23 protein-coding genes are annotated in these 25320 nt (G+C 30.9%); 12 read left to right on the top strand and 11 right to left on the bottom strand.

What is annotated here, in order from left to right; translation table 11 throughout:
- Nucleotides 1-21 precede the first annotated feature (21 nt).
- From ACYX4H_RS15525 to ACYX4H_RS15510, 4 genes are all read left to right on the top strand, one after another.
- Nucleotides 22-981 (top strand): YbbR-like domain-containing protein, encoded by a 960-nt coding sequence (locus ACYX4H_RS15525; protein ID WP_476237164.1) that lies wholly within the window; start codon nucleotides 22-24, stop codon nucleotides 979-981.
- Nucleotides 978-1565, top strand: coding sequence for a dephospho-CoA kinase (coaE, locus tag ACYX4H_RS15520; RefSeq protein WP_476237163.1), 588 nt, complete (start codon nucleotides 978-980; stop codon nucleotides 1563-1565). Before ACYX4H_RS15525 ends, coaE begins: the two co-directional genes overlap by 4 nt.
- A 113-nt stretch (nucleotides 1566-1678) precedes the next feature.
- Complete coding sequence (locus tag ACYX4H_RS15515) at nucleotides 1679-3214, top strand: sensor histidine kinase (RefSeq protein ID WP_476237162.1); 1536 nt, start codon at nucleotides 1679-1681, stop codon at nucleotides 3212-3214.
- A 5-nt stretch (nucleotides 3215-3219) separates the two neighbouring features.
- Nucleotides 3220-3924: a response regulator transcription factor gene (locus tag ACYX4H_RS15510; protein ID WP_475296723.1), complete on the top strand. Its 705-nt coding sequence runs from the start codon at nucleotides 3220-3222 to the stop codon at nucleotides 3922-3924.
- A gap of 274 nt (nucleotides 3925-4198) precedes the next feature.
- On the opposite strand, the gene ACYX4H_RS15505 is transcribed toward ACYX4H_RS15510, so the two are convergent.
- The 7 genes from ACYX4H_RS15505 to ACYX4H_RS15475 all read right to left on the bottom strand — a co-directional run bounded on the left by ACYX4H_RS15505 (nucleotide 4199) and on the right by ACYX4H_RS15475 (nucleotide 11810).
- Nucleotides 4199-5284: an L-dopachrome tautomerase-related protein gene (locus tag ACYX4H_RS15505; RefSeq protein ID WP_476237160.1), complete on the bottom strand. Its 1086-nt coding sequence runs from the start codon at nucleotides 5282-5284 to the stop codon at nucleotides 4199-4201.
- A 62-nt stretch (nucleotides 5285-5346) separates the two neighbouring features.
- Nucleotides 5347-6423 (bottom strand): LamG domain-containing protein, encoded by a 1077-nt coding sequence (locus ACYX4H_RS15500; protein WP_476237159.1) that lies wholly within the window; start codon nucleotides 6421-6423, stop codon nucleotides 5347-5349.
- Between the two features lie 167 nt (nucleotides 6424-6590).
- Nucleotides 6591-7244, bottom strand: a complete 654-nt coding sequence (locus ACYX4H_RS15495; RefSeq protein ID WP_476237158.1) for an alpha/beta hydrolase — start codon at nucleotides 7242-7244, stop codon at nucleotides 6591-6593.
- A gap of 3 nt (nucleotides 7245-7247) precedes the next feature.
- Nucleotides 7248-7586 carry a hypothetical protein gene (locus ACYX4H_RS15490; RefSeq protein WP_475296715.1) on the bottom strand — a complete coding sequence of 113 codons (339 nt, stop codon included), beginning with the start codon at nucleotides 7584-7586 and terminating at the stop codon, nucleotides 7248-7250.
- A 2-nt stretch (nucleotides 7587-7588) separates the two neighbouring features.
- Entirely contained in the window at nucleotides 7589-8845 is a 1257-nt protein-coding gene (locus ACYX4H_RS15485; protein WP_476237157.1) for a dihydroorotase, read from the bottom strand.
- Entirely contained in the window at nucleotides 8842-10767 is a 1926-nt protein-coding gene (locus ACYX4H_RS15480; protein ID WP_476237156.1) for a BatA domain-containing protein, read from the bottom strand. The genes ACYX4H_RS15485 and ACYX4H_RS15480 overlap by 4 nt, the downstream gene beginning before the upstream one ends.
- Nucleotides 10768-10802: 35 nt before the next feature.
- Nucleotides 10803-11810, bottom strand: coding sequence for a glycosyltransferase family 2 protein (locus ACYX4H_RS15475; protein ID WP_476237155.1), 1008 nt, complete (start codon nucleotides 11808-11810; stop codon nucleotides 10803-10805).
- 97 nt (nucleotides 11811-11907) lie between these two features.
- Between ACYX4H_RS15475 and ACYX4H_RS15470 the strand changes: the two genes are divergently transcribed.
- On the top strand, nucleotides 11908-13800 hold the full coding sequence (locus tag ACYX4H_RS15470) for a M61 family metallopeptidase (RefSeq protein ID WP_476237154.1): 1893 nt from the start codon (nucleotides 11908-11910) through the stop codon (nucleotides 13798-13800).
- Nucleotides 13801-13871: 71 nt separating this feature from the next.
- Here ACYX4H_RS15470 and ACYX4H_RS15465 read toward each other — a convergent pair whose 3' ends face one another.
- Nucleotides 13872-15359 carry a S10 family peptidase gene (locus tag ACYX4H_RS15465; protein ID WP_476237153.1) on the bottom strand — a complete coding sequence of 496 codons (1488 nt, stop codon included), beginning with the start codon at nucleotides 15357-15359 and terminating at the stop codon, nucleotides 13872-13874.
- A 47-nt stretch (nucleotides 15360-15406) separates the two neighbouring features.
- Complete coding sequence (locus ACYX4H_RS15460; RefSeq protein ID WP_476238675.1) at nucleotides 15407-16171, bottom strand: TIGR02757 family protein; 765 nt, start codon at nucleotides 16169-16171, stop codon at nucleotides 15407-15409.
- A gap of 186 nt (nucleotides 16172-16357) precedes the next feature.
- Here ACYX4H_RS15460 and ACYX4H_RS15455 point away from each other — a divergent pair, with 186 nt between their 5' ends.
- Nucleotides 16358-17167: a hypothetical protein gene (locus ACYX4H_RS15455; protein ID WP_476237152.1), complete on the top strand. Its 810-nt coding sequence runs from the start codon at nucleotides 16358-16360 to the stop codon at nucleotides 17165-17167.
- A 128-nt stretch (nucleotides 17168-17295) separates the two neighbouring features.
- A complete protein-coding gene (locus ACYX4H_RS15450) occupies nucleotides 17296-18465 on the top strand; it encodes an MFS transporter (protein ID WP_476237151.1) in 1170 nt (389 codons plus the stop codon).
- Nucleotides 18466-18526: 61 nt separating this feature from the next.
- Here ACYX4H_RS15450 and ACYX4H_RS15445 read toward each other — a convergent pair whose 3' ends face one another.
- A complete protein-coding gene (locus ACYX4H_RS15445; protein ID WP_476237149.1) occupies nucleotides 18527-19741 on the bottom strand; it encodes a sensor histidine kinase in 1215 nt (404 codons plus the stop codon).
- Nucleotides 19742-19802: 61 nt separating this feature from the next.
- Nucleotides 19803-20465 (bottom strand): ABC transporter ATP-binding protein, encoded by a 663-nt coding sequence (locus ACYX4H_RS15440; RefSeq protein WP_476237148.1) that lies wholly within the window; start codon nucleotides 20463-20465, stop codon nucleotides 19803-19805.
- Between the two features lie 139 nt (nucleotides 20466-20604).
- On the opposite strand from ACYX4H_RS15440, the gene folE reads away from it, so the two are divergent.
- From folE to ACYX4H_RS15415, 5 genes are all read left to right on the top strand, one after another.
- Nucleotides 20605-21192 carry a GTP cyclohydrolase I FolE gene (folE, locus tag ACYX4H_RS15435; protein WP_475296704.1) on the top strand — a complete coding sequence of 196 codons (588 nt, stop codon included), beginning with the start codon at nucleotides 20605-20607 and terminating at the stop codon, nucleotides 21190-21192.
- A gap of 53 nt (nucleotides 21193-21245) precedes the next feature.
- A complete protein-coding gene (locus tag ACYX4H_RS15430; RefSeq protein ID WP_476237147.1) occupies nucleotides 21246-21503 on the top strand; it encodes a hypothetical protein in 258 nt (85 codons plus the stop codon).
- Between the two features lie 201 nt (nucleotides 21504-21704).
- The gene (locus tag ACYX4H_RS15425; protein ID WP_476237146.1) at nucleotides 21705-21968 is read left to right on the top strand and encodes a hypothetical protein; all 264 of its coding nucleotides are present in this window, start codon (nucleotides 21705-21707) and stop codon (nucleotides 21966-21968) included.
- Nucleotides 21969-22128: 160 nt separating this feature from the next.
- Nucleotides 22129-24504, top strand: coding sequence for a TonB-dependent receptor (locus tag ACYX4H_RS15420; RefSeq protein ID WP_476237145.1), 2376 nt, complete (start codon nucleotides 22129-22131; stop codon nucleotides 24502-24504).
- A gap of 37 nt (nucleotides 24505-24541) precedes the next feature.
- The gene (locus ACYX4H_RS15415) at nucleotides 24542-25318 is read left to right on the top strand and encodes a DUF4625 domain-containing protein (RefSeq protein WP_476237144.1); all 777 of its coding nucleotides are present in this window, start codon (nucleotides 24542-24544) and stop codon (nucleotides 25316-25318) included.
- The last annotated feature ends 2 nt before the right edge of the window (nucleotides 25319-25320 follow it).

Raw genomic sequence — 25320 nt, 5'->3', positions numbered from 1 at the left:
TAATCTTACTACATTGTCAAAATGATTGGTAAAATAAAATCTAAAATAGCAGCATCTATTAAAAGTAAAAGGTATAATGTGTTCTTTTTATTTCTGTTATTTTCGTTTGTTATTTTAATTGTATCTAAACTATCAAAAGATTATACCAACACCATTTCATTTCAAATAGAAAAAATAAATGTACCCCAAGAGCATGTTATTTTAAATGACTCGGTACAACTACATATCACTTTAAAAACCCACGGTTTTAAGTGGTTAAACTATTATTTTAACAAGCCCAAAGTGCAAATAGATTTTAGTAAAGATGTTACTAAACATAACAAAACCTATATGTACAATAAATCTAAGGCCTATATAAATAACACACAGTTTAATGAACAAGTTGAACTTTTAAATATAAGCCCAGATACATTAGTTTTTAAATTTGATGTTAATATGGTAAAAAAAGTACCAGTAAATTTAAACGCTACAATTAATTATAGTGTTGGTTATAATACTTTAAACGCTATTGCATTACAACCAGATTCTGTAGTTGTAATTGGGCCTGATGTGCTGGTTTCAAAAATAAATAATATAGAAACAGAACCGCTTGTTTTAAATGATGTAAGAGATGATATTGATACTAAAATAGCTTTACATTTACCTCAAAAGCATAAAGATTTGAACATATCTGCAAAACAAATACAGGTATTAGCTAATGTTGAAAAGTTTACTGAAGGCACTTTAAAAGTACCAATTAATGTTGTTAATGTGCCCAAAGGTGTTACTGTTAAATTTTTTCCAAAAGCAGTAACTGTGGCCTATTATGTGAGTTTGAATAATTTTCAAAACATAACAACAACAGATTTTGAAGTTGTTTGCGATTATGCTAAAATAACCGAAAATCAAAACTTTTTAGTGCCAGAATTAGTACGTATTCCTAGCACAGTAAAAAGCGCTAAAATAAATAACAAGCAAATAGAATTTATAATAACAAAATGATAGTTGTAGGCCTTACAGGTGGTATTGGTAGTGGTAAAACTACCGTTGCAAAACAGTTTAAAAGTTTAGGTGTGCCGGTTTATATTGCTGATGATGAGGCAAAAAAACTAATGAACACATCAAAAGTTATAAAACGAAAATTAATACAACTTTTTGGTGAAAACGCGTATGTAAATAACGCTTTAAATAAGCCTTATCTGGCCAGTGTTATTTTTAATGATAAAAGCTATTTACAACAAATGAATGCTATTATACACCCAAGGGTAGCAAGGCATTTTAAAAAATGGATAGCTAAACAAAATACTACCTATGTAATTAAAGAAGTAGCCATTTTATTTGAAAATGGAGGGCACAAACAATGCAATTTTGTTATCACAGTTGTGGCGCCATTAGAACTTAGAATAGAGCGTTTGTTAAAACGTGATGACACTACAAAAGAAAAAATAAAAGCTATAATGAACAACCAGTTGCCTGATGATGAAAAAGTTAAGTTGTCAGATTTTGTAATTGAGAATACCTCATTAAAAAACACAAAAAAGCAAGTAGAAAAAATACACCAACAACTGCTTTTAAAAGATAAATAGCATACCATTTTAACATTTTTGTTAATGTAAGGTTAAAACATAAGTGTACTACATGTTAAAATGTTAATTTTGGTTTGATGAGCAAAAAAATATTTTCCCTTCTGGTACTTTTAATGAGTTTATCTTTAATTGGGATAATATTTGTACAAGCTTATTTTATTAACGACTCTGTAAAAAACGAAAAAGAACGTTTTAAATTCAAGGTACAAAGGGCGCTTAGTTATGTTTCAAACACCTTAGAGGAAACTGAAATTGCTGAGTATTATGACAGATACCAAAGCTTACCTAAAGAAGATAAAACCGATTCTGTTGCCGTTTCTCAGCTATTAATATATCAGCAAAACAATAGCACCAAAGAAACGCTAATTTACAGAAGCAACGTGTTAGAAGAAAATTATAAATTATCTTCATCGCTCTTTGACATTGGTTTAGATAGCCTTACAATACAAAATATAATTGGCAGCTCTAGCGCCGAGGTTTATAGTAATATTGAATTATCTGATAAAGATATAAACCAAAGCCCTGTAACTAAAATAATATCATCGGGCATTGTTGAAGATGCACAACGCTTAAGTTTTGAAAAAAGTTTTAAAGAAATACGAAAAAAAACACCAATACATAAGCGTGTCTCTAAAAAAGAACTTGACAAATTATTAGTTGAAGCTTTAAAAAGAGACGAAATTGATATAGATTTTGAATACGCCATTTACAGCAATGATTTAGCAACAAAAGTACAAAGTGAAAACTTTGAGTTTGATAACACATCAACCTTTAAAGTACCTGTGCTTTATGATGAAAACAATCAAAGTCCATACAAATTATTAGTAAATTTCCCTAATGATAGAAGCTTCATTCTATCATCAATAATAGGCATGATTTTACTATCAATAGTATTCACATCAATTATTATAGTAGCATATTCAAGTGCTTTGTATCAGTTAGTTAAACAACGAAAAATATCTGAAATTAAAACAGATTTTATTAACAACATGACACATGAGTTTAAAACACCTATAGCAACCATAAATTTAGCTTTAGATGCCATTAAAAACCCTGCAATTATTGATGATAAAGAAAAAGTGAAGCGTTATTTATCTATGATAAAAGAAGAAAATAAACGCATGCACGCCCAAGTTGAAAACGTATTAAGAATATCTAAACTAGAAAAGAATGAACTAAACATAAGTAAGGAACGCGTTAAACTACACGACTTAGTTGAAGATGCCATTACGCATGTAGAACTTATAGTTGAAGACAGACAAGGCTATATAAAACCATTTTTAAATGCCAATAAAACATCGGTTTTAGCCAATGAAACGCACTTTACAAACGTTATAGTTAACATTTTAGATAACGCAATAAAATACTCACCCAATGCGCCCGAAATAGAGGTTTACACAGAAAATATTGGAAACAATGTGCTCTTAAAAATAACCGATCATGGTAGTGGTATGAGTAAAACAGCAGTAAAACATGTGTTTGAAAAATTTTATAGAGAAAGCACAGGCAACATACATAATGTAAAAGGACATGGTTTAGGTTTAGCCTACGTTAAACGTATAGTTGAAGACCACCAAGGCTATGTTTCAGTAGAAAGTGAAAAAGGAAAAGGAAGCACATTTACAATAAAGCTTCCGTTAATATCATAAAAAATATGGAAGAACTAAAAAAACGAATCTTATTAGTTGAAGACGACCCTAATTTTGGAACCGTACTAAAAGATTATTTAATGATGAATGATTATGAAGTAACCCACGCCAAAAATGGAATGGAAGGTTTTGAAAAGTTCAAAAAAGACGACTTTGATTTATGCATCCTAGACGTAATGATGCCCTACAAAGACGGCTTTACATTGGCTAAAGAAATTAGAGAAAAAAATGCCGACGTGCCTATCATATTCTTAACCGCTAAAACCATGAAAGAAGATGTTTTAAAAGGTTATAAAGTAGGTGCCGATGATTATTTAAATAAGCCTTTTGATAGCGAGGTGCTTTTAATGAAAATTAAAGCTATTATACAACGTAAGGCTACAGAATCAATATCTGATAGTAAACAATTTGAGTTTAAAATTGGAAAGTTTGATTTAAACTCAAAACTTCGTTTTTTACGTTTTAATGGTGGTGAGCCAGTAAAACTATCTCCTAAAGAAAATGAGCTTTTACGTTTATTAGCGTTACATGAAAATGATTTAATGCCGCGAGAATTAGCGCTTACAAAAATTTGGAGAGATGATAATTACTTTACATCACGTAGTATGGATGTGTACATTGCCAAATTACGTAAATACCTAAAACAAGATGAAAAAGTAGAAATACTTAACATACATGGTGAAGGTTTTAGGCTTGTAATAAATGAGTAGATAATAGGTATTCAATTTGATTTAATAAAAAAATCCAGTTACTAAATTTTAAGTAACTGGATTTTTTCATTTATGGTTTTAAAAAGTTTTTAGTCTCTTTTAACAGGTAATCTTATTTCATTAATAACATCAAAATCTACACGAATAGTATATGGTTTTTCAGTAATCATTTTTATAACGTTAAATACTAAGTAACCTTTAATGCGTTGAAAACTTTCAGAATAATATGAACATAAGAATGTTATGTAAAAGCTTAAATTAAAATATTAAATTGTTATATTTTAATTTTATTAAGTGTAAATATCATATTACTAATATCACCTTCAACCTCATTAATTCTAGAGTTTGTGTAGTATAAATAACCATTGTATATGCTAAAGGTATCTGCCCATTTAACATTATTACCAGCAATTAGTGTTTTAATGTCGCCGTTTGGTTTACGATACATTATTTTATTATTTTCTAAATCAGCAAAAAATAAATTACCGTTAAAATCAAAAATCATTCCGTCTGGAGCAGCTGTTTTACCTTCAAATATGATATTTTTTTCAACTTCAAAAGCATTTTCAGTGTGAATAATATTGGTGTTAATGGCATATAAACTGTAGCCAGAAAGTGCATGGAAATATAGTTTGTTGTTTTTTGCATCTAAAGCTATTCCGTCGGCATGCACAGTTCTATTCCATTTTTTGCCATTAATAGTTAAGTGGTCAACTTCGGCAGTAGTTGATGTGTGTTCATTAAGTATACGTTTAGAAAGGCCAGTTTCTAAATTTATTACAACCAAACCTGCATGACCAGAATCTGTGCAATATATGCTGTTATGCTTTTGGTCTATTCTTAAATCATTAATATAAGAATCTTTAAAATAAGCATTATTATTTAGTGTATATGTTTTGGTAAGAGTGTTTGTTTTTAGGTTGAAAACAAAAATTTTAGGAGCATCTAATACGCCTTTAAATAATGGGTTTCTTGTATCTAATACATACAAATGCTCTTTAAAAGCCACTACAGATTGTACGCAAACAAACTTGTTTTTTGATAAAGGGTTGTTCATTTTCCATGAGTTCCAATCTTCATTAGGGAAACTAGCTACTTTATTTTCACCGGTTATTTGTGCTACAGAAGTGGTGATGTTTTCTCGCCATCTTGGGAAATTAACAAAAATAGCACCAGTATTTGATACCGTTACGCCTGTTACTTGTTGACCTTTAAATTGTGCTACTTCAATAACGCTTTCATTTTTTTTAGGTGCAGATTGCTCTGTTTGTTTTGATAAATTATCCTGTGGTTGTTTGGTTGCGTTTTTGCAAGATGATAAAATAGTTGCTAAAAATAATACGTATGTTAATAGTTTCATGGTTTTGTTTTTTAAACACCTAATTTAGTAAATAAACCGTTTAATTTGTTTCAGTTTATTTATTATTGGGCCACAGGTTTAAAAACACGAATCCAATCTACTTTTAATGTGTGGTCTTCTTTGTTGTTTTCTATTTCTTCATCTGTTGGCATTCTGCCTTTTTCGGCATTCCAATTTTGTACTTCGGCATTAATAATGATATCCATTTCTTTACTTAAACCAGTTCTATCGGCAGCATTTCCGGTAGGCGAGGTGTAATTAAGCGGATCTATACCGTCTTTACCGTTAGCGGTATCTAAATTATCCATAACTTTTATAAGTTTGCCGTTAATGTAGTATTCAAGGTAAGTAGGCGATTTCCAATAAACACCAATTCTAACCCAATCACTAGAGGTGTATGGGTAGCCATCAATTTTTTGCCACGTACTTGAGTCTTTGGGTTGGTAATCTTGAAACGGATTTCTAATAAATACATGATGGCTTATGTGAAAACGTTCTGAAAACCATGTTTGTTCATTTCTAGGGTTTTGAGCGCCATAGGCTTCTAAAATATCAATTTCTTGTGTGTCATCTTGACTTAGCATCCAAATATCAGAAGCAAAAAAGGCATTAGCTACTTTTACGCGCGCTTCAACAAATACAGGGTATTTTACGCGTTTTGTTGATGTAATACAACCTAATCGTGTTGCTTTATCTGTAATATTACCGGTAGAACCGCTGTAAGTTTTCATTTCACCGGGTTCTCTGCTTGTAATCAATCTTAAATTGCCACCAGAGGCAGTAACATTTTCATAGCGCCAAATTGTTGGCCCTGGACCATTCCATGAATTATGATAAAAGTTAGTCCATTTTCCATTGCCAAAAGTGGCTAACTTGTTTTCTCCAGCATATTCATATTCAAAATCATCAGATAAGTCTTCTTGAAATTCCCAAATCATGCCGTCTCCAGGGTTAGCAGGAACTTCAATATCTGCAAATGTTTGATTTGTTTGTTCTTCCTCTTCCTCAGGTTCAGGATCTTTAGGTGTTTCTTCTTGCTGTTCTTCTTCTACAGGTTCTCCATTGCTATTAGAACAACCGCATGCAATAAAAAGGAATATTGAAAATAATACAATAATTAGTTTAGTGGTTTTTTTCATTTTAAATTTTGATTTCAATTTTAGTTTGTAAAATTAAAATCTGTTGGATATTTAGTAACGAAAAAAACTTGACAAAACCTGAACAACCTTATGTTTTATAGGTGTTTCAGTAGAACAAATGTTCAATAGTATAATAAATAATGGGGGATTACTTTTGTATGAAAAAATTAAATACGATTAGACAACCAAGTTTTAAACTCATAAAAATTTTGCGGTGCCACGCCATGTCCTACCGGAAATTCAGAATAATTATGTTTAATATTTAAACTTTTAAAGAAAACGGGAGTTTGTCTTGCCCAATCTACCGGAATTACCTGGTCTACACTACCATGAGAGCAGTAAAAGTCTAAACTTGAATAGTCTTTTTCTCGTAAATTATCGGGTAAAATATCATGATATATATAACCGCTAAGGCCCACAATATTTTTAATTTTTTCTGGGTAGTTTAAGGCTACTGCACAACTTAAAATACAACCTTGGCTAAACCCTAATAGCGTTACATTATTTTTGTTTACAGGATAATGAGCTGTTGCTTCATCAATAAATTTTGCAATTAAATCTCTTGAAGCCTCGGCTTCTTGTTGGTCGTTCCATTTGCCTTTTTCGGCATCAAAATTAATAGCGTACCACGCATTACCAAATGGCTGCATAGGGTAGGGCGCTCTTACTGAAATTATAAAAAGTTCATCTGGTAATTCTGAAGCGAACGAAAACAAATCGTTCTCATCACTACCATAACCATGTAGCATAATTAATAAAGGTGCGTTTTCTTTTAAACTTGATGGTTTTGTAATATGTTGAAGTGAAAGCGATTGACTCATAGTTTATCTTGCAAAATTTGAAAATATTTTTTGGTATAATTTACCAACAAGTGGTACTTCGGTTGCTTTTTTAGAAATAGCCATAGAAAAACCATAAATAAAAAGCACTGCAAAAAATAAGTAAAAACTAGCGGTAACTAGCCAACTATCAAAACTACCAATAATATAACCCAATGCCCAAAATGTAAGCCATAACCCTAAAGATTGTCTTATATGAAAACTAGCAAATTCACTTTTTTTGTCTGTTTCGTTATTTAAAAAATAAGCAATGATAACTCCAAAAATAGTGATATAACTTATTATGGCGTTTTTTTTACCGCGTTCAATATCTTGTTGATTCATTATTAATTGTTTAATACAATTTGTTTGTTTGCAATTATACCGTAAACATTTCCTTTTAAACTTGTTTCTAAAAACATACTGTTTTTAGATTTTGATGTTATATGGTTTTTACTAAATGTGAATTCTCCTTCTGGATTAAAAAGTGTTATGTTAGCTTGTTCACCAACATTAATTGCGGTTGATGTAGCCCCAAAACGTTGTTTGCCTTTGGTTAAAATATCAACGGTTTTTTGGGTTTTAAAAATAGTTTGTAAGGCACCAAAAGCACTTTCTAAACCTATAGTTCCGTATGCAGCGTGATCAAATTCTACTTTTTTCTCTTCAATATCAATAGGCATGTGGTCTGTGGTTACCATATCTATGGTGCCATCTTTAATACCTTCAATTAAGGCATCAATATCGGTTTGTGTTCGTAATGGCGGCAATACTTTATAATTAGAGTCAAAGCTTGTTAAAACGTCATCAGTAAAATATAAATTATGAATGGCTACACTACACGTTACATCTAACTTTTTCTTTTTCGCTTCTTTTATAAGTGCTACAGATTTTGCTGTTGAAATGGTTGGAATATGTAATTTGCCACCCGTGTATTCTAATAAAAATAAATCGCGTGCCACTTGCAGTTCTTCGGCTAAAGCCGGAATACCTTTTAAGCCTAATTTTGTGCTGGTTATATGTTCATTAACAACGCCTTTGCCAACCACTTTATTTTCTTGCGGAAATGATTGCACCAAACCATTAAAATTTGCAGCATATTGTAATGCAATTTTCATGAGGTTTGGGTTACTAATAGGTTTTTTGTAATCATAAAACGAAACAGCACCAGCAGTGGTCATATCATATAATTCGGCTAAATCTTCGCCCTTTCCACCAACTGTTAAGGCGCCAATTGGTAATACGCTTACAGCGTTATTAGCAGTTTTAGTTTTTATGAAGGTAATATTAGAATTTGAATCTAACACCGGTTTGGTATTTGCATTTAAAGCAATAGTTGTAAAGCCTGATGCCGCAGCAACTTTAAGTCCGTTTTCAATGGTTTCGCGTTCTTCAAAACCAGGTTCACCAAAAGATACACTACTATCAAACCAACCCTGAGATACATGCAAATTATCATGCGTAATTTCAGGGTAATTATTTGGGTTTTTTATGCTTTTGGCAATTTTTAAAATCGTGCCGTTTTCAATTAAAATATCTTGTTTTGCGTTGTGAAATTCGCTTTTTGAATCAATTATAGTGGCAGATTTTATAAGTATGTTCATTTAAAATATTTTAAGATGAGCATTTCAATAATGAGTAATACTAATGCAAAAATAACAAACCATTTCCATAAGGCATTAACTTTGGCGTCACTTTTTAATGTATTAAAAACATTGGTTATTGAATTGCTTACAGTTACATTTTTTATGTTTTCTAAATTTTTATAGGTTAAATCACTTTCAGAATTATCATAATTATAGCTAACATTACTAACAATTGAATTCTTGTTTTTAACTGCGTAAACACCCGATACATTTGGCATTTCTTGAGTGTTTATTTCTACTTTGTTGTTAAAATATTTTTGCCTTGGTATAAGGCTAATGGTTTCATATTCTAGTGTTAAAATATCATCTTGTTGCAGTTGAGTTTCAATTTCAAAACTATTATTTTTCCCTATTGAATAATAAAGTTTTGGTGCTTTAAAGCTTTGTTTTGCAATATTGTAAAAGGTTGGCACAATAACATTCCAGCTTTTAAAATTTGAGTTTTTTGTGTTTAAAGCGGCTGTAAAAATAAAGGTGTTTTTATTTTGAAGTAAAAGTGGTTTGCCGTCTTCAAAACTTAAAACAGAACTTGCGTTATTTAAGGTTAATTCAAAAAAACTTTGCACTTTGGGGTATTGAAAATTACTAACCTGCTTTTCAAAAACACCGTTGTTGTAAATTGGGTGTGCATAATTAATGGTTGTAACACTTTTTTCTGAAGTATTTAAGGCGCTAAATGATATGTTTCTGTTACTTAAAAAAGCATTGTAAGATTGTAAATTACTAGTTATTGAAGGAATTAACAGAACAATACCACCTTGACTTGTAAAATGATTTAAAGCCGATGTTAGAGCATTTGGTATGTTGTTAAGTTCGTTTAAAATTATAAGATTTTGAGTGTCAATTATGTTATATGATAACGCATTAGCTTTTACCGATGTTAAATTAAATTCATCTTTTGAAAACAAGCGTTTTAAATAATCATCATCTTCATTATTAATAGCTAAAACGTTTATTTTATGGTTGTTGTTAATGTTAAAAAACAAACTGTTATCAAACCTTAAACTAGCATCATTAATAGTTATTTTACCGTTTATATTTTTAGTGTTTGGTAAAGAAAACGTTGTGGTGGCTTCTTTATTAATATCAACCGATGTTTTTGCAATTAAACGTGTATTGTTAAATATTGAAACAGGTACATTTTTAACAGGTTTACCACTATTTTTTAAAAGTACCGTTAGTTGTGTGTTGGCCAAACTTTGTGAAGCAACATAAGCACTATCTATAGCAATATTATTGGTGTTAACGGGTTTTAATTGTACCAAATGTATGTTGGTTAATGTGTCAATTTCTGGAGTTAAATTAGAATTGTTTTCTTGGAAATCTGAAATTACAACAAGGTTTTTTTGCGTGTTTTTTTGTTTGCTAAAAAGTGTTTTACTTTTAAGTAAAACGGCTTGTAAAGTAAGTTTATTAGCCGTATAATCTATTTGTAAAACATCATTTTTTATGGCTTTTAATGTGGTGTTTTTAAAAAGGCTGTTATTGGTTAATATTGATACCTTGTTGTTTTCAGGTAAGTTACTAGCTATATCTTGTAATGCACGCTTTAAAAGTTCGCCTTTGCTACCTTTGGCTTGCATGCTAAAAGAATTATCAATATAAATAACGGTTTCTTTTTCGGTTTTAAACGTATTGTTTTTTGCTGTAAAAGGTTGTGCAAAAGCAATAATAATAGTTGCTAAAAGTAAAAGCCTTGTGGCTAATATAAGCCATTTTTTTATTTGAGAACTTTTACGCGAGTTTTGTTTTATTTCTTTTAAAAAAGCCACATTTGTAAAGGCTTCTCTTTTAAACTTGCGTAATTGAAATAAATGAACAATAATTGGAATTAGCAGTAAAAATAAAGCGTAAAGAAGTTCGGGGTGTTTAAACTGCATACTGTTTTTTGATTAATCAAAATTAAGTAAAATTTTTAGCAAAAAAATATATAATCCTTAATTGGTTCTAAATTTAAACTTTTTAAATACGTTTTAATTTCTTTTTGAGCAGTTTTATTTGCTACAGTAATTAAACTTTGTGGGTTTTGTATGTTGGCTAATGCGTTAAATTTTAACAATGTTTTTCCGTAAATATCTTTACCAATTTTATTAGGGTTATCACAAATCCATTTAAACCTTATGTTATGTTCAATAAACAATTTAGCCATAAGTTTGCCTTTGGTGCCAGCGCCCCATATTACAGGTGTTTTGTTGGGGTTGTAATCTATGTTTAAAAAATGATGCACTTTTAAACTTGTAAAGTGGTTTTGTGCATAATGTACGTGCGTGCGCGATGTTCGGGTGCTGTAATCTCTCCAGTAATGTATAATTTCATTACAAGGTATACAGCTGTAATTATGTTTGTAAAACCTAAATGTTAAATCATAATCTTCAGGATAAATAATAGGGTTAAAAGCATCACAAGCTAGTAAATCATCTCTTTGAATCATCCAACAGGGTGATGGTATTACACATTCTTTATAAATTTCATCATAATTATTACCATGTAAAGTAAGTTGGTTTAACCAGGTTTCATAACTTTTATAACCAGCACCAACGCCATTGGCATTAAAATATTTTACCAAGCCAATAGCCACGTGTTTTTTACCGTGTGTTATTAAATTATTGGCCAAAACTTCTAATTTGTTAGGGGTCATTATATCGTCACTATCCATACGGGTAATAAATGTACCACTACTATTAGCAAAGGCTTGTTGTAAAGCATCAATAATGCCGTTGCCATTGTTTTTGTAAAGCTTAATGCGGCTATCTTTTTGGGCATATTTTTCAACAACTTGGTAGCTGTTATCGGTTGAATGATCATCAATAATTAATAATTCCCAATTAGTGTAAGTTTGATTTAAAATAGAATCTATACATTCATTTAAATAAACTTCAGTATTTTTAAAAGGTGTAAGAATACTTATAAGTGTACTTTGCATTGTGCGAATATACTATGTTTAACAAAAACTTATGATGAGAAATTGTAACATAATACTATTTTGCACGTCATTTAACAAACTTAAAAATTAACAAATAATGAATAAAAGAACTTTTGCAGCTATTTTTTCTGGTATAGTATTGGCTAGTTGTAGCTCTACAAAAAACAGTGTTAATGATTTAGCTGTGAGTAACCCTATTGAAACCACCATAAATTTATCGGCGGTAACTAATGATAAAGCTCCGGTAACTATAAACCCAGGAAGATTTACTATTGAAACCGTAACTTACAGATTGCCAAAAGTTGTACAAGGCACCTATGCTGTTAGTGATTTTGGAAAATATATTGAAGGGTTTAAAGCCATTAATTATAAAGGTGAAGAAATGCCCGTTACTAAATTAGATGATAACACATGGAGCATTGCCCAAGCTAAAAATTTAGATAAAATTACCTATTTAGTAAACGATACTTATGATGAAGAAGATGAGGGTGGTATTGGCAAAGATGTACCATTTTCGCCATCGGGCACAAATATTGAACCTAATAATTATGTATTAAACTTACACGGATTTATTGGGTATTTTGATTCTTTAAAAAATAACCAATACAAAGTTGATGTTACCGCACCAGCAAGTTTTGTTAGAACATCGGCACTTCAAACGGTAAACACAACCAAAAGCGCCAATGGCGAAATGTTAACCACAAGTTATTTTGCACCGCGTTATTTTGATATTACCGATAACCCAATGATGTACGGTAATTTAGATGTTGAAGAATTTAAAGTAGGCGATATTAAAATTGTATTAAGCGTGTACTCGCCAAATAAAGTGCATTCTGCAAAGTCTTTAAAAGAAACTATTTATAAAATGATGCAAGCCCAAAAAACGTATATGGGCGATATTAACGCTACACCGCGTTATGATATTTATTTATATCTATCTGAAGAAAAAGAAGACTCACCAAAAGGTTTTGGCGCTTTAGAGCATCATACATCTACTGTTGTAGTAATGCCAGAAAGCATGAGTGATGATGCTTTAGCTGAAGGTATGATAGATGTTGTATCTCATGAGTTTTTTCACATAGTAACACCATTAAGTGTACACTCTGAAGATGTGCATTATTTTGATTATAATAACCCAACCTTCTCAAAACATTTATGGATGTATGAAGGTGTTACAGAGTACTTTGCTACCTTGTTTCAGGTAAATCAAGATTTGGTTGATGAAAGTGAATTTTACAATAAAGTTATGGGTAAAATACAATCGGCCGCTTTAATGGATGACAGCATGAGTTTTACCATTATGAGTGAAAACGTTTTGAAAGATCCTTACAAAGACCAATACGTAAATGTGTACCAAAAAGGCGCATTAATAGGCATGTGTATTGATATTTTATTGCGTGAAGAAAGTAATGGTAATCGAGGTATTTTATCTTTAATGAAAGAATTATCTAATAAATACGGGAAAAATAAACCGTTTGAAGATGATAAATTAATTGATGAAATTGTAGCAATGACATACCCATCTTTAGCCGAATTTTTCAACACACATGTTATTGGAGATACACCTATAAATTACAATGCGTTTTTCAATAAAGTAGGCTTAGAAATTGGTGAAGGTAAAGTTAAAACCAATTATATTTTAATGGAAGGTATGCCCATTGTTGGTGGCGATGGACAAAAAGGTATTATTTACTTTTCTGATATGGTAGCCAAAAATAGCTTTTGGACAGAGCAAGGTGCTTTGCCAAATGATGTTATTAAAACCATTAACGGCACCAATTTAACACTGCAAAATGCTAATACTGTTTTGCAAGAAGTGTTTTTATGGGAAGAAGGGCAAGATATTGAAGTAATTTTAGTTAGAGATGGTAAAGAAATCACCATAAAAACTAAAACTAAACAGCCTTATACTACAGGTCAAAAAATTGTAGAATTAACCAATGTAACCGAAGCCCAAAAAGCGCTACGCAAAGCATGGTTAAAAGGATAAAACAATAAGCTTTAAGCATAAAAAAAGAGGCTATCTTATTTTTAAGATAGCCTCTTTTTTTGTATAAGTCATTAGTATTTAGCAGGTTTACCGTTGCTTAATGAGTTTTTAATAAACGTTCTAATATCATCATTAGCTTTAATTAAATCGTCATGCCTTAAATACATCATATGGCCGCTGCGGTAACCTTTAAAGGTAAAACGGTCTTTCATTTTTCCGCTAGGGTCAATTTGCCACATGGTATATTTTGCGCCAAAATAGGTAGTAGCGCCATCATAATACCCAGATTGTATAAGCACTTTTAAATACGGGTTTTGTGCCATAGCTTGCCTTAAACCTTCGCGTACATCATTATTATTACGGTCCCATGGGTGTACATTACCAAACATATTATATTTAACATCGGTTTTAAAGTTTAAATGCTCTCTAATGTAATAGTTTATAGCAGGTGTAAAAGAGTGTAACCATGAGGTTAATTCGGCATTATAATCGGGTTTATTGCCAGCTTCTGTTTTATCAATACCTAAGTATCTAGAATCTAATCTGCCAATAGTGTGACCTGATTTTTCACGAAGTAACTCTTTCCAAAAAAATGAGGTTGGTACTTCTAAATTATGCTGAAGAATAACTTTTTCACTTAAACCAGATAAATACGCCATTTTTTTAGCAATTTCTTGCTTTTCAGTTTCTGAAATAAAACCACCTTTGGCAATAGCAGGCATTAGTTTATTTATGGCAAAACCTTCAGCTTCAGGTAAAATATCAAGTAAATCTTGCTGCTGCAAATCGTTATGCAATGCTTTTTGATACCAAGCGGCAGCTGTAAAATACGGTAAGTTTAAGGCCGAATAAATGGGTTGCGATGTGTTGTATAACTTATAATCTGCAGGAGATACCATAATTACACCATTTAAATACATCCATTGTTTAGCTTGTAGTTCTTTAGCAAGCCCCATTACACGGGTGCCACCGTAACTCTCGCCAATAATATATTTAGGAGATTGCCAACGATTTTTTCTGGTAACAAACGTGTGCATCCAATCGGCTAAATAGGCTACATCGGCATTTATGCCAAAAAACGTATCACGCTTTGGAAACTTTCCATCCTTATCGGCAATCATTCTAGAGTAGCCTGTATTTACTGGGTTTACGTAAACAATATCAGCAATATCTAAAATAGAATTTGGGTTATCTTTAACACCATAAGGCTGTATTGGGTAGCCTTCGTCATCAATATTTAAAACTTTAGGGCCTGTATAAGCAATGTGCATCCAAACCGAAGCAGAACCAGGGCCGCCGTTAAATGAAAAGAGTAGAGGCCTTTTTGCATTATTTTTTACATTATTTCGGCTGTAGTATGTGTAATACAAAGTTGCTATAGCATCGCCTTTTTTGTTCCAAACAGGCTGCATACCAGTTTCGGCAGTGTAGGTAAATGATGTGCCTTTTACTGTTGTATTATGTGTGGTAACAACAGTGGTGTCTGTGGGAATTTTAATAGATTGCGCTTTAGAGGCAAATGCAATACATAGGAGTAGTAATAAAAACGTTTTTCTCATAAATATTTGAAATTTGAAATATTTTTTAAAGATAATTAAAAGAAATGTTAAAATCCTTCAAAAACTCCTAATCCAAATAAGGCGAAGTCATATTTTACAGGATCTTCACTGTCAAGTTTTCTAAGGTTTGTATCTAACTCAAAAAGAGCTTTAGCATCATTTTGTTTTCTAGTTAGTAGACCTAATTTACGTGCCACATTGCCTGAATGTACATCTAAAGGACATGATAATTGCTTTGGTGAAAGTTGTTTCCAAATACCAAAATCTACACCTGTATTATCATTTCTTACCATCCAACGTAAAAACATATTTATACGTTTTGCAGCAGAATTTTTTAATGGATCGCTTACATGTTTTTGGGTTCTTTTTAAATGGTTTATTTCAAAAAAAATAGTTTTAAATTGAGAAATAGCTGTTTGCAAAGAGTCTTTTTCAGCATATGTAGCAAACACTTTTTCAAGCCCGTTATGGTTTATGTAAATATTTTTAAGGCTTTTAACAAACTGTATACAATCAGTACCATTAAAAGTGCGGTGTACAAAGGGTGCTAGCTTTTCTAAATCAGTATCTTTATGGTTTTTAATAAAATCAAAAGGTGCATTGTCTAGCAAAAGCATAAGTTTTTTAGCATTATTAATAATGCTTTTACGGTTGCCCCAAGCTATTGTAGCTGTTAAATATCCGGCAATTTCAATATCTTCTTTATTAGAAAATAAATGCGGAATTTGAATAGGGTCACTTTCAATAAATTTAGGATTGTTGTATTGTGAAACTTTTTCGTTTAAAAAATCTTTTAGATCTTCAGTTTTAATAAAATTCAAATGTGTTTTTTTACAAAAGTAATAATGCCATTAAAAATACTCATATGATAAAGAACAATTTATTTATAAATATCCGATGAAATGCATTTAAATGGCTAGTTTTAAATGAAATAGTTCTTTGAGTTTTTAATAATATGAAACTTTTTGCGTTATTTAACAAAACAAACCAAAATAACAATGAAAAAAATTCTAGCCCCAATTATTTTATTAGTGTTGTTTAGTTGTGAAGAAACTGAACAATTAACAAATGCAGAAAATACAACCGAAGCGGTTGAAGCCCTAACCGAGTATACCACTATAAACAAAGTTTTTCAAGATATTGGTAATAATAGTGGAGACGCTGTTTTAGTTTCAGAAAACGCAGCTACTAGCAAAAGTATACTAGCTAAAAATGATGCGCCAGCAATTACAGTAGAACCTTTAGATTTTACTACATTTCCTAAAACAATAACTATTGATTATGGAACTGGCATTGTTTGTAAAGATGGCGTAACAAGAAAAGGTATTGCAACTATTGTTTCAACAGACTGGTATAGAAATGTAAATAGTGAGCATACCACAACATTTACAAACTATTACCATAATAATTTTAAAGTTGAAGGCACGCATAAAACTAAAAATTTAGGAGCCAATACAAATGGTAATTTACAGTATGAAGTAACTATAAATAATGGGAAAATTATTAAAGATTCTGGTGCAGAAATAAATTATACCGAGAATTCAACAAGAACTTGGGTAGCGGGTAGTGATACACCTTTATACATTTGGGATGATGAATATTTACTAGAAGGTACGCAAAGCGGTATTAGCTCAAAAAATGTTGGCTATTCTTTAACTGTTGAAGAGCCTTTACATTTTACATTGCTACCACGCCAAGTAAAATCTGGAATTTTAAATGTACAAGTTGGCGCTATTAATGACATTAAAATAAACTACACAACATCAATGATTACAGTTTTTGGAAAATCATATCCGTTTGGAGATTAATTATAAATGTGTTAGAAAAAAAAAGGGCTGCACTTTAATGTAAGCCCTTTTTTTATGACATATTTTTTTTAAAATTTTGTAAATAATAGTGTGTTTAGCAGACGTATATTTGGTATAAGAAACAATTAATGCCCATTAGTAAACATATTTTACCCGTAATAGTTTTAGCACAGTTTTGTTGCACGTCACTTTGGTTTGCTGGAAATGCTATAATTAAAGATTTAGTTATTATTTTTAATTTGAACGCTCAGGCATTAGGGCATTTAACAGCTGCTGTACAGTTTGGTTTTATCTTGGGTACGTTTTTATTTGCACTATTTACAATTGCTGATAGGTTTTCGCCTTCAAAAGTATTTTTTGTTAGTGCCTGTATAGCTTCAGTTTTTAATGTGTTTATGCTTATAGGTAACCATAGCGTTTATAGTTTAATTGTTTTACGGTTTTTTACAGGTTTTTTTCTAGCGGGTATTTATCCTGTTGGTATGAAAATAGCAGCAGATTATTACAAAAACAATTTAGGAAAATCATTAGGGTTTTTGGTTGGCGCCCTAGTTTTAGGTACTGCGTTTCCGCATTTATTAAATTATTTTAGTATTAACGGCTCTATAAATTTTGTTATTTATACTACATCATTACTAGCTATTTTTGGTGGTTTATTGGTTGTTGTTTTTGTACCAAACGGACCATTTAGAGCCCCATTACAACGTTTCAATTTTAAAGTAACTTTTAATGTTTTTAAAAACAGAAAGTTTAGGGTTGCTGCCTTTGGGTATTTTGGACATATGTGGGAACTTTATGCTTTTTGGGCTTTTATTCCTTTCATTTTAAATGCTTATAAAGCACACCACCAAATTTTTAATTTTAATGTATCAATATTAGCTTTTTGTATAATTGCTGTTGGTGGTTTGGCTTGTGTAATTTCGGGTAAGTTATCTCAGGTTTATGCTACTAAATTAGTGGCTTCTATGGCATTGTTGCTATCTTGCTTATGTTGTATAGTTTCACCGCTGTTTTTTTTGTACGCATCAAAAAATATGTTTTTATTATTTATGATTTTTTGGGGTATGGTTGTTATTGCAGATTCGCCATTGTTCTCAGCCTTAGTAGCTCATAATGCTCCTAATAATCAAAAAGGTACAGCACTCACAATAGTTAATTGTTTGGGGTTTAGCATCACCATAATAAGTATTCAAACATTAAATTATTTAACGCTTGTTTTACCAGTTCAATATTTGTTTTTAATACTAGCTATTGGTCCGTTATTAGCACTTTTTAAATTAGCGAAACGGAAGTTTTAATTAAAAACCGAAGATAGTACATTAAAAAAAAACATCTTAAAATAGACTGGAATTTATAAATTTAAGGTCTTTTTTTTATTGAAAATTTGAAGGTACTGCCCATGCCAATTGTAGATTTTACGCTAATATTGCCACCTAATTTGCTTACTAATTTTTTTACAGTAGATAAGCCAATACCATGACCCTTTTGCCCAAAACGATCGGTTTCTTCAATGGTTGAAAATAATTTGAAAATTTTCTTTTGTTTTTCTTTAGGTATGCCAATGCCATTGTCTGAAACTTCAATAATATAAAAATCGTTTTGTGCTGTATTTAAATCAATATCTATTATAGTTTCAGGTTTGTTGTTGTATTTTAAGCTGTTGGTTATTAAATTAAGCAAAATTAGCTCAAGCGCAGCTCTGTTGGTGGTTATATCTTGGTCTCTATCAGGAATATTTACAGAGCAGTTTACTTTTATGTTTAGCATATCAATGACTTCTTCAAGTAATTGATTAAATGAAAACATTTCCACATTTTTTTTACTTAAATTACTGTTTTCGTAGTAATTTAAAAGGTTGTTAATGTAGTTATTAAGTGATAATGACGCACTTTTAATGTTGTTTATGTAATCTTCACCTTTTTGGTCTAAATTCTTTTTGTATTTAGATTTTAAAATATCTGAGGTTAAAATCATATTAGCTAAAGGCATTTTCATATCATGTGCAACCTGAGATGCAAACCCTTTTAACATTTTGTTTCTTTTTACAAGTTTTCTTTTAGTTTGCTTTAATTTGGCATTACTTTTATTTAATTCAATAAGTTTTACAACTTGTTTAGCAAGTATTTTTAAATTGTTTTTTTGTTTAGTATTTATAGAATTGGGTTTACTATCTATAACGCATAAAGTACCAAGTTTATAGTTGTTTTCATCTATTAAACAAACGCCTGCATAAAATATAATAGGGTTTTTATCATTCTTGGTGTATGGGTGATTTATAAAACGTAAATCTTTTGTGGTGTCTTCAATAGTAAAAACATCATCGTTGCTGTTTATGGCATAATTACAGAATGATAAATTACGGTCTGAGCTACAAATATCCAGTCCTTTAGCCGATTTAAACCAAACCTCTTCTTTATCAACAATTGAAATTAAGGCATTTGGTATATTAGTTAAAGCGCTAGCAAGTTCTGTAATATTATTAAAATCTGCGTTGTCTTGATTTCTTTCAAGATTATAGCTTTTTACAGCTAAAAGCCTATCATCTTCATTTTTTGGTATGGTATTTAGCTGCATCTTTCTATTTTGTAAGTGTTCAACTAAAATAGTAAAAAACTAAACAAAAAAAGAGTTTTTCTTAATAAATAATTTTGCCATCAACCATGGTTAGCTTTCTGTCGGCCATATTTGCCAGTTCTTCGTTGTGTGTTACAATAACAAATGTTTGCCCAAATTCGTCACGAAGTTTAAAGAATAAATTATGTAAATTTTCAGCCGATTCGCTGTCTAAATTTCCCGAAGGTTCATCAGCAAAAATTAAATCGGGCTTATTAATTAAAGCTCTAGCAACCGCTACGCGTTGTTGTTCACCACCAGACATTTCACTAGGTTTGTGGTTGTAACGGTGTTTCAAACCTAAAAAATCTAACAATTCTTTAGCTCTGGTTTCTGCTTCGTTTTTTGGTGTGCCTTTAATAAATGCTGGTAAGCAAACGTTTTCAATAGCAGTAAATTCCGGTAATAATTGATGAAATTGAAAAATAAAACCAATGTGGTTGTTTCTAAATTTAGCCAAAGCTTTATCAGATAGTAATGTTAGGTTGGTGTTATTAATGTTTAACTCAAAATCTTCCTTTTTTGAAGCATTATCTAAAGTGCCTAAAATTTGAAGCAAAGTTGTTTTACCAGCTCCCGAAGCACCAACAATTGATACTACTTCACCTTTTTTAACATCAACATCAACACCTTTTAAAACGTGTAAATCATTATAAAACTTATGTATGTTTTTGGCTTTAATCATGCAATTTTTATTAGGGCTATGAAAATACTATATTAGATGTTAACCAGCAAAATTAATGTGATGGTGTTTTTTTTGATATTTATTAATAAAACAACTATTTTAACTTACAAATGTTACTTTAAAAGAAAAAATATATACAATGCCTTATAAAAAGTTTGAAGAATACAGCATACAGGTAACTGATGATGTGAAAGATAGATATAAAAAAATTATTGAAGATTTAGGTGAAGACACCAAACGCGATGGCCTTTTAAAAACCCCAGAACGCGCAGCTAAGGCCATGCAATTTTTAACTCAAGGCTATGAGCAAGACCCTGTTGAAATTTTAACAAGCGCCATGTTTAAAGAGTCTTACAATGAAATGGTTATTGTTAAAGATATTGAGCTTTATTCGCTTTGCGAACATCATATATTACCATTTTTTGGTAAAGTTCATATTGCTTATATACCAAACGGACATATTGTTGGTTTAAGTAAATTGCCTCGTATAGTTGATGTTTTTGCAAGAAGACTACAGGTGCAAGAGCGTTTAACTGAACAAATTTTAGATTGTATAAATGATACGTTAAAACCACAAGGTGTTGCTGTTGTAATTGAAGCATCGCATATGTGTATGATGATGCGTGGTGTACAAAAACAAAATTCTACAACCACAACATCTGGTTTTAGAGGTCAGTTTGAAAAAATTGAAACACGTAACGAGTTTTTAAAGTTAATAGGGAAGTAGCAGTTACTAATTTTTGGTATATTTCTTGTAATCAAATTATTAAAAAATAATTTATGAGTAAATACAAAATATTAGCCTTAAGTATTGTTTTTGATGCTTTAGGGTATGTGTCATTTATTTTTCCGGCGTTCGATTTTATTTGGGCACCAGCATCGGCTTATTTAATGACAAAACTTTACAAAGGAAAAGAGGGAAAAATTGCTGCAGTTATATCATTTATTGAAGAAGCATTTCCCTATTTAGATGTTATACCAACCTTTACGTTAATGTGGTTGTATACTTTTGTTTTAAAAACACAGAAAAAACTTTAGTAAAACACGTTATTTAAAATAGATAGTTATAATAATTTTCACCTTTTTCATTCTAAACTTTAATAAATAAAGGCAACATAGTTGCAACAAAAATTTAATAGCAGTATATTTACGGCTTCAAATTGTGTGTTTAATTTATAGGCACCATTAATAGTTGTGATAATTATTATAAAACAAAATAGAAAAATAGCTCTTTGTTTAATGGCGTTGTTCCTAACTGTAAAAGTGTTAGGATTACACGCTTTGTCTCATGATTGTCATGATGATAAAGACTTAGATTGTGCTGTTTGTGATATTGTTACAACACAAGGCTTAAAGCCAATACTTGCACCACAAGATACTAATTTTACTTTAGAAATAAAGCTTTTTATATTAGATAAAAGTACACCAATATCCAGTACTTTTACTAGTGTTAAAACAGAAGAAATAAATCAATTATTTTCAAGGCCACCACCGCTACAGTAAAGTGTACTTATTTTATATTTCAAACAACAGTATTAGTATGTGTTGTGTTAATTATTAGTGGGTACATACTTCAAAAAACTAAAGAATAAATTTTAGTGTATTTCCATTTTTACTAAAATTTTTTCAAAAAAAATTGCTTAACATTTATTAGATATTTACCATGTTTTATAAAACATTGGGCTTATGTTTTTGTATGTGCATTACTGCTTCAGTATTTAGCCAAAACCATTTTCAAATAAAAGGTTTTATAGCTAGTGCTAAAACAACAAAACCTATTGAAGGCGCAACAATTACTGGCAAAAATAGTTTACACGCACTTTCCAATAAAAAAGGTGAGTTTGTTTTTTATGATGTTCCTGAAGGAACTTACGTATTAACGGTTTCGCATGTGGCATTTGCTTCAAAAACTATTTCAGTTGAAGTACATTCAAAGACAAATAAAGTTTCAATTTTTCTCGATACCAAAACAACTAATCTAGATGAAATAGTTGTTAAAGCTAAAACCAAAGAAGAAATAAAACATGAAACACCTATGGTTTCAGAGTTGGTTTCTAAACAGTTTTTACTGGCTAATAGAGAAAATAGTTTAATGCAAACCTTAAGCAAAATACCTGGAGTTGGCACAGTAAATATAGGTTCAGGTCAATCTAAACCTATAATTAGAGGTTTAGGCTTTAACAGAGTAAGTGTTGTGCAAAATGGTATAAAACATGAAGCACAACAATGGGGCAATGACCATGGTTTAGAAATAGACCAATACGGTATTGAAAACATTAGTATAATAAAAGGTGCAGCCTCTTTGTTGTATGGCTCTGATGCTATTGCTGGTGTGGTTGATATTCAACCCGCTAAAACACCTTTATTAAACACTTTTATGGGTGAAGTTAATTTATTAGCTGAGACTAATAACGACTTGTTAGGTGTATCTGTAGGCATACAAAGCCGAAAGGAAAAATGGTATTACAGAACACGTTTAACCTATAGAGATTATGCCGATTATAAAGTACCTACTAGTACAATTAACTATGAAAGTTACGTTTTTAACTTGCACAACAATCAATTAAGAAATACTGCTGGTTTTGAAGCTAATGCTGCTTTTAGTGTGGGGTATATTGGCGATAATTTTAAAACAGAAACCTTTTTTAGCAATGTAAACGCTAAAAATGGGTTTTTTGCAAATGCGCATGGTTTAGAGGTGAGAACATCTACTATTGATTATGATAGCGATGATAGAGATATAGACTTACCATACCATAAAGTAAATCACTTTAAAGTTGTAAACAATAGCACATTTTATAATAATAAGCATACGTTTCATATTGAAGCTGGATTTCAAAATAATCATCGTGAAGAACATTCAGAACCTGTACCACACGGTTTTATGCCTAAGCCAGATGATAGTAAAGAACGTGTTTTTTACAAAAATACTATATCATTAAATGCCCGTGATGTATACAAACCTAATGAAAACCATGATATTGTATTTGGTGTAAATACAGAATATCAAAACAATAATATTGGTGGTTGGGGCTTTTTAATTCCTGAATATGATAGGTTTACAATAGGGGCTTTTGCCTTTGACCATTTTGATATTTACGAAAATTTACATTTTCAAGGCGGCTTACGTTATGATTTTGGTACTGTTAAAACTAAATCTTACACAGATTGGTTTCAAACAACGATTAATAATCAAGATGGTTCAACTTCAAATATATACTTACAACGTGCTCAAAACAAAACGCTTAACTTTAATAGTGTAAGTGGGTCTGTAGGCTTAAGTTATACAGCACCTAAAACAACATACAAATTAAATGTTGGTAAAAGCTTTAGAATACCATTGGCTAATGAATTAGCTTCAGATGGTGTGAATTACCATATGTACAGATTTGAACGTGGAAACATAGATTTAGATCCGGAGGCATCATATCAAATTGATGCAGAAATAGATTATACATCCAATAAACTCACCATAGGTCTTAGTCCTTTTGTAAACTTTTTTGAAAATTTTATATACTTAAATCCAACACCAAATTATTATGAAACACTTCAAATTTATGAATACACACAAACCAAAGTGTTTAGGTATGGTGGAGAGCTAAATATAGGCTATAATATTCTAGATAATCTTGGGCTAAATACATCGTTAGAGTATGTGTATTCAAAGCAAACAACAGGACCTAAAAAGAACTTTACAATACCTTTTTCTCCTCCTTTATCAGGTTTAATATCTGCTAATTATAAAATAAATAAAAATATATTGTTTTTTGAAAATTTACAGTTTTTTGCAGATTATCGTATTACAGCAAATCAAAATGATATTGTACCGCCCGAAGAAAAAACCAATGGTTATCAATTATTAAACCTTTCATTATTAAGTAATTTAAACGTGTTTAACACTAGTAAACCTCTAGAATTTCGTTTCAAGGTAAACAATGTATTCAATACTCAATATTTTAATCACACCAGTTTTTATAGACTTATAGATGTGCCAGAACCTGGTAGAAATATATCAATATCGTTAACAATACCAATTTAATCAAACATAAAAATTTAATTTAAAACCCAAAGAAAAGATGAAAAAAAATTTAAAACGCTTAGCAATTTTCGCATTTTTATCAATAGCATTAGTGTCATGTAGTGATGACGATAGTAATCCTTCCGATGCGGCTCCTCAAATATCAGATTTTGAATTTGGAGAAGGAAGTATGCACTCAAAAGAGCCTATGGCTTATATAGGTTCAGATATCCATATGGAAGCTGAAATTTATGCAGAAAACGTTGTAAGTAGCGTGTCTGTTGATATTCATGCACACGATTTACCAGTTGGAGAAGGTGAAGAAGAATGGGATTACGAAAAAACATACACTGATGAAAGCTTAAAAGCTATTAATGCAGAATTTCATAAGCATATAGATATTCCTGCTACCGCACCAGCAGGTGAATACCATATTACATTAACTGTAGTTGATGAATTAGGAAACAGTACTGAAGTTGAAGGGCATATTGATATTGTACACCCAACAACATTAAGTAATATTTCTATTGATGAAACTGTAGTACGTGGAGAAGATTTTCACTTAGAATTTGATATTGCAGCTGTAAATGGAATACATAGTATAGATGTTGATGTACACGCACACGGTTTAACTGTAGGTGAAGGTGAAACTGAGTGGGATTTTGAGAAAACTTTTTCAGAAGGATACCATGAAAAAACAGAAGCTGAATTTCATGAGCATATTGATGTACCAACAACAGCACCAGCTGGAGAATATCATATAGAAATTGCAATTGAAGATGAAGATGGTGTTATTAAAAGATACGAAGCTCATATTGACATAACAAAATCTTAAAT

This window comes from Seonamhaeicola sp. ABD4_340 (genome assembly GCF_056312135.1).
The sequence above is the reverse complement of the archived record's forward strand: the minus strand, read 5'-3'. Positions and strand labels throughout refer to the sequence as shown.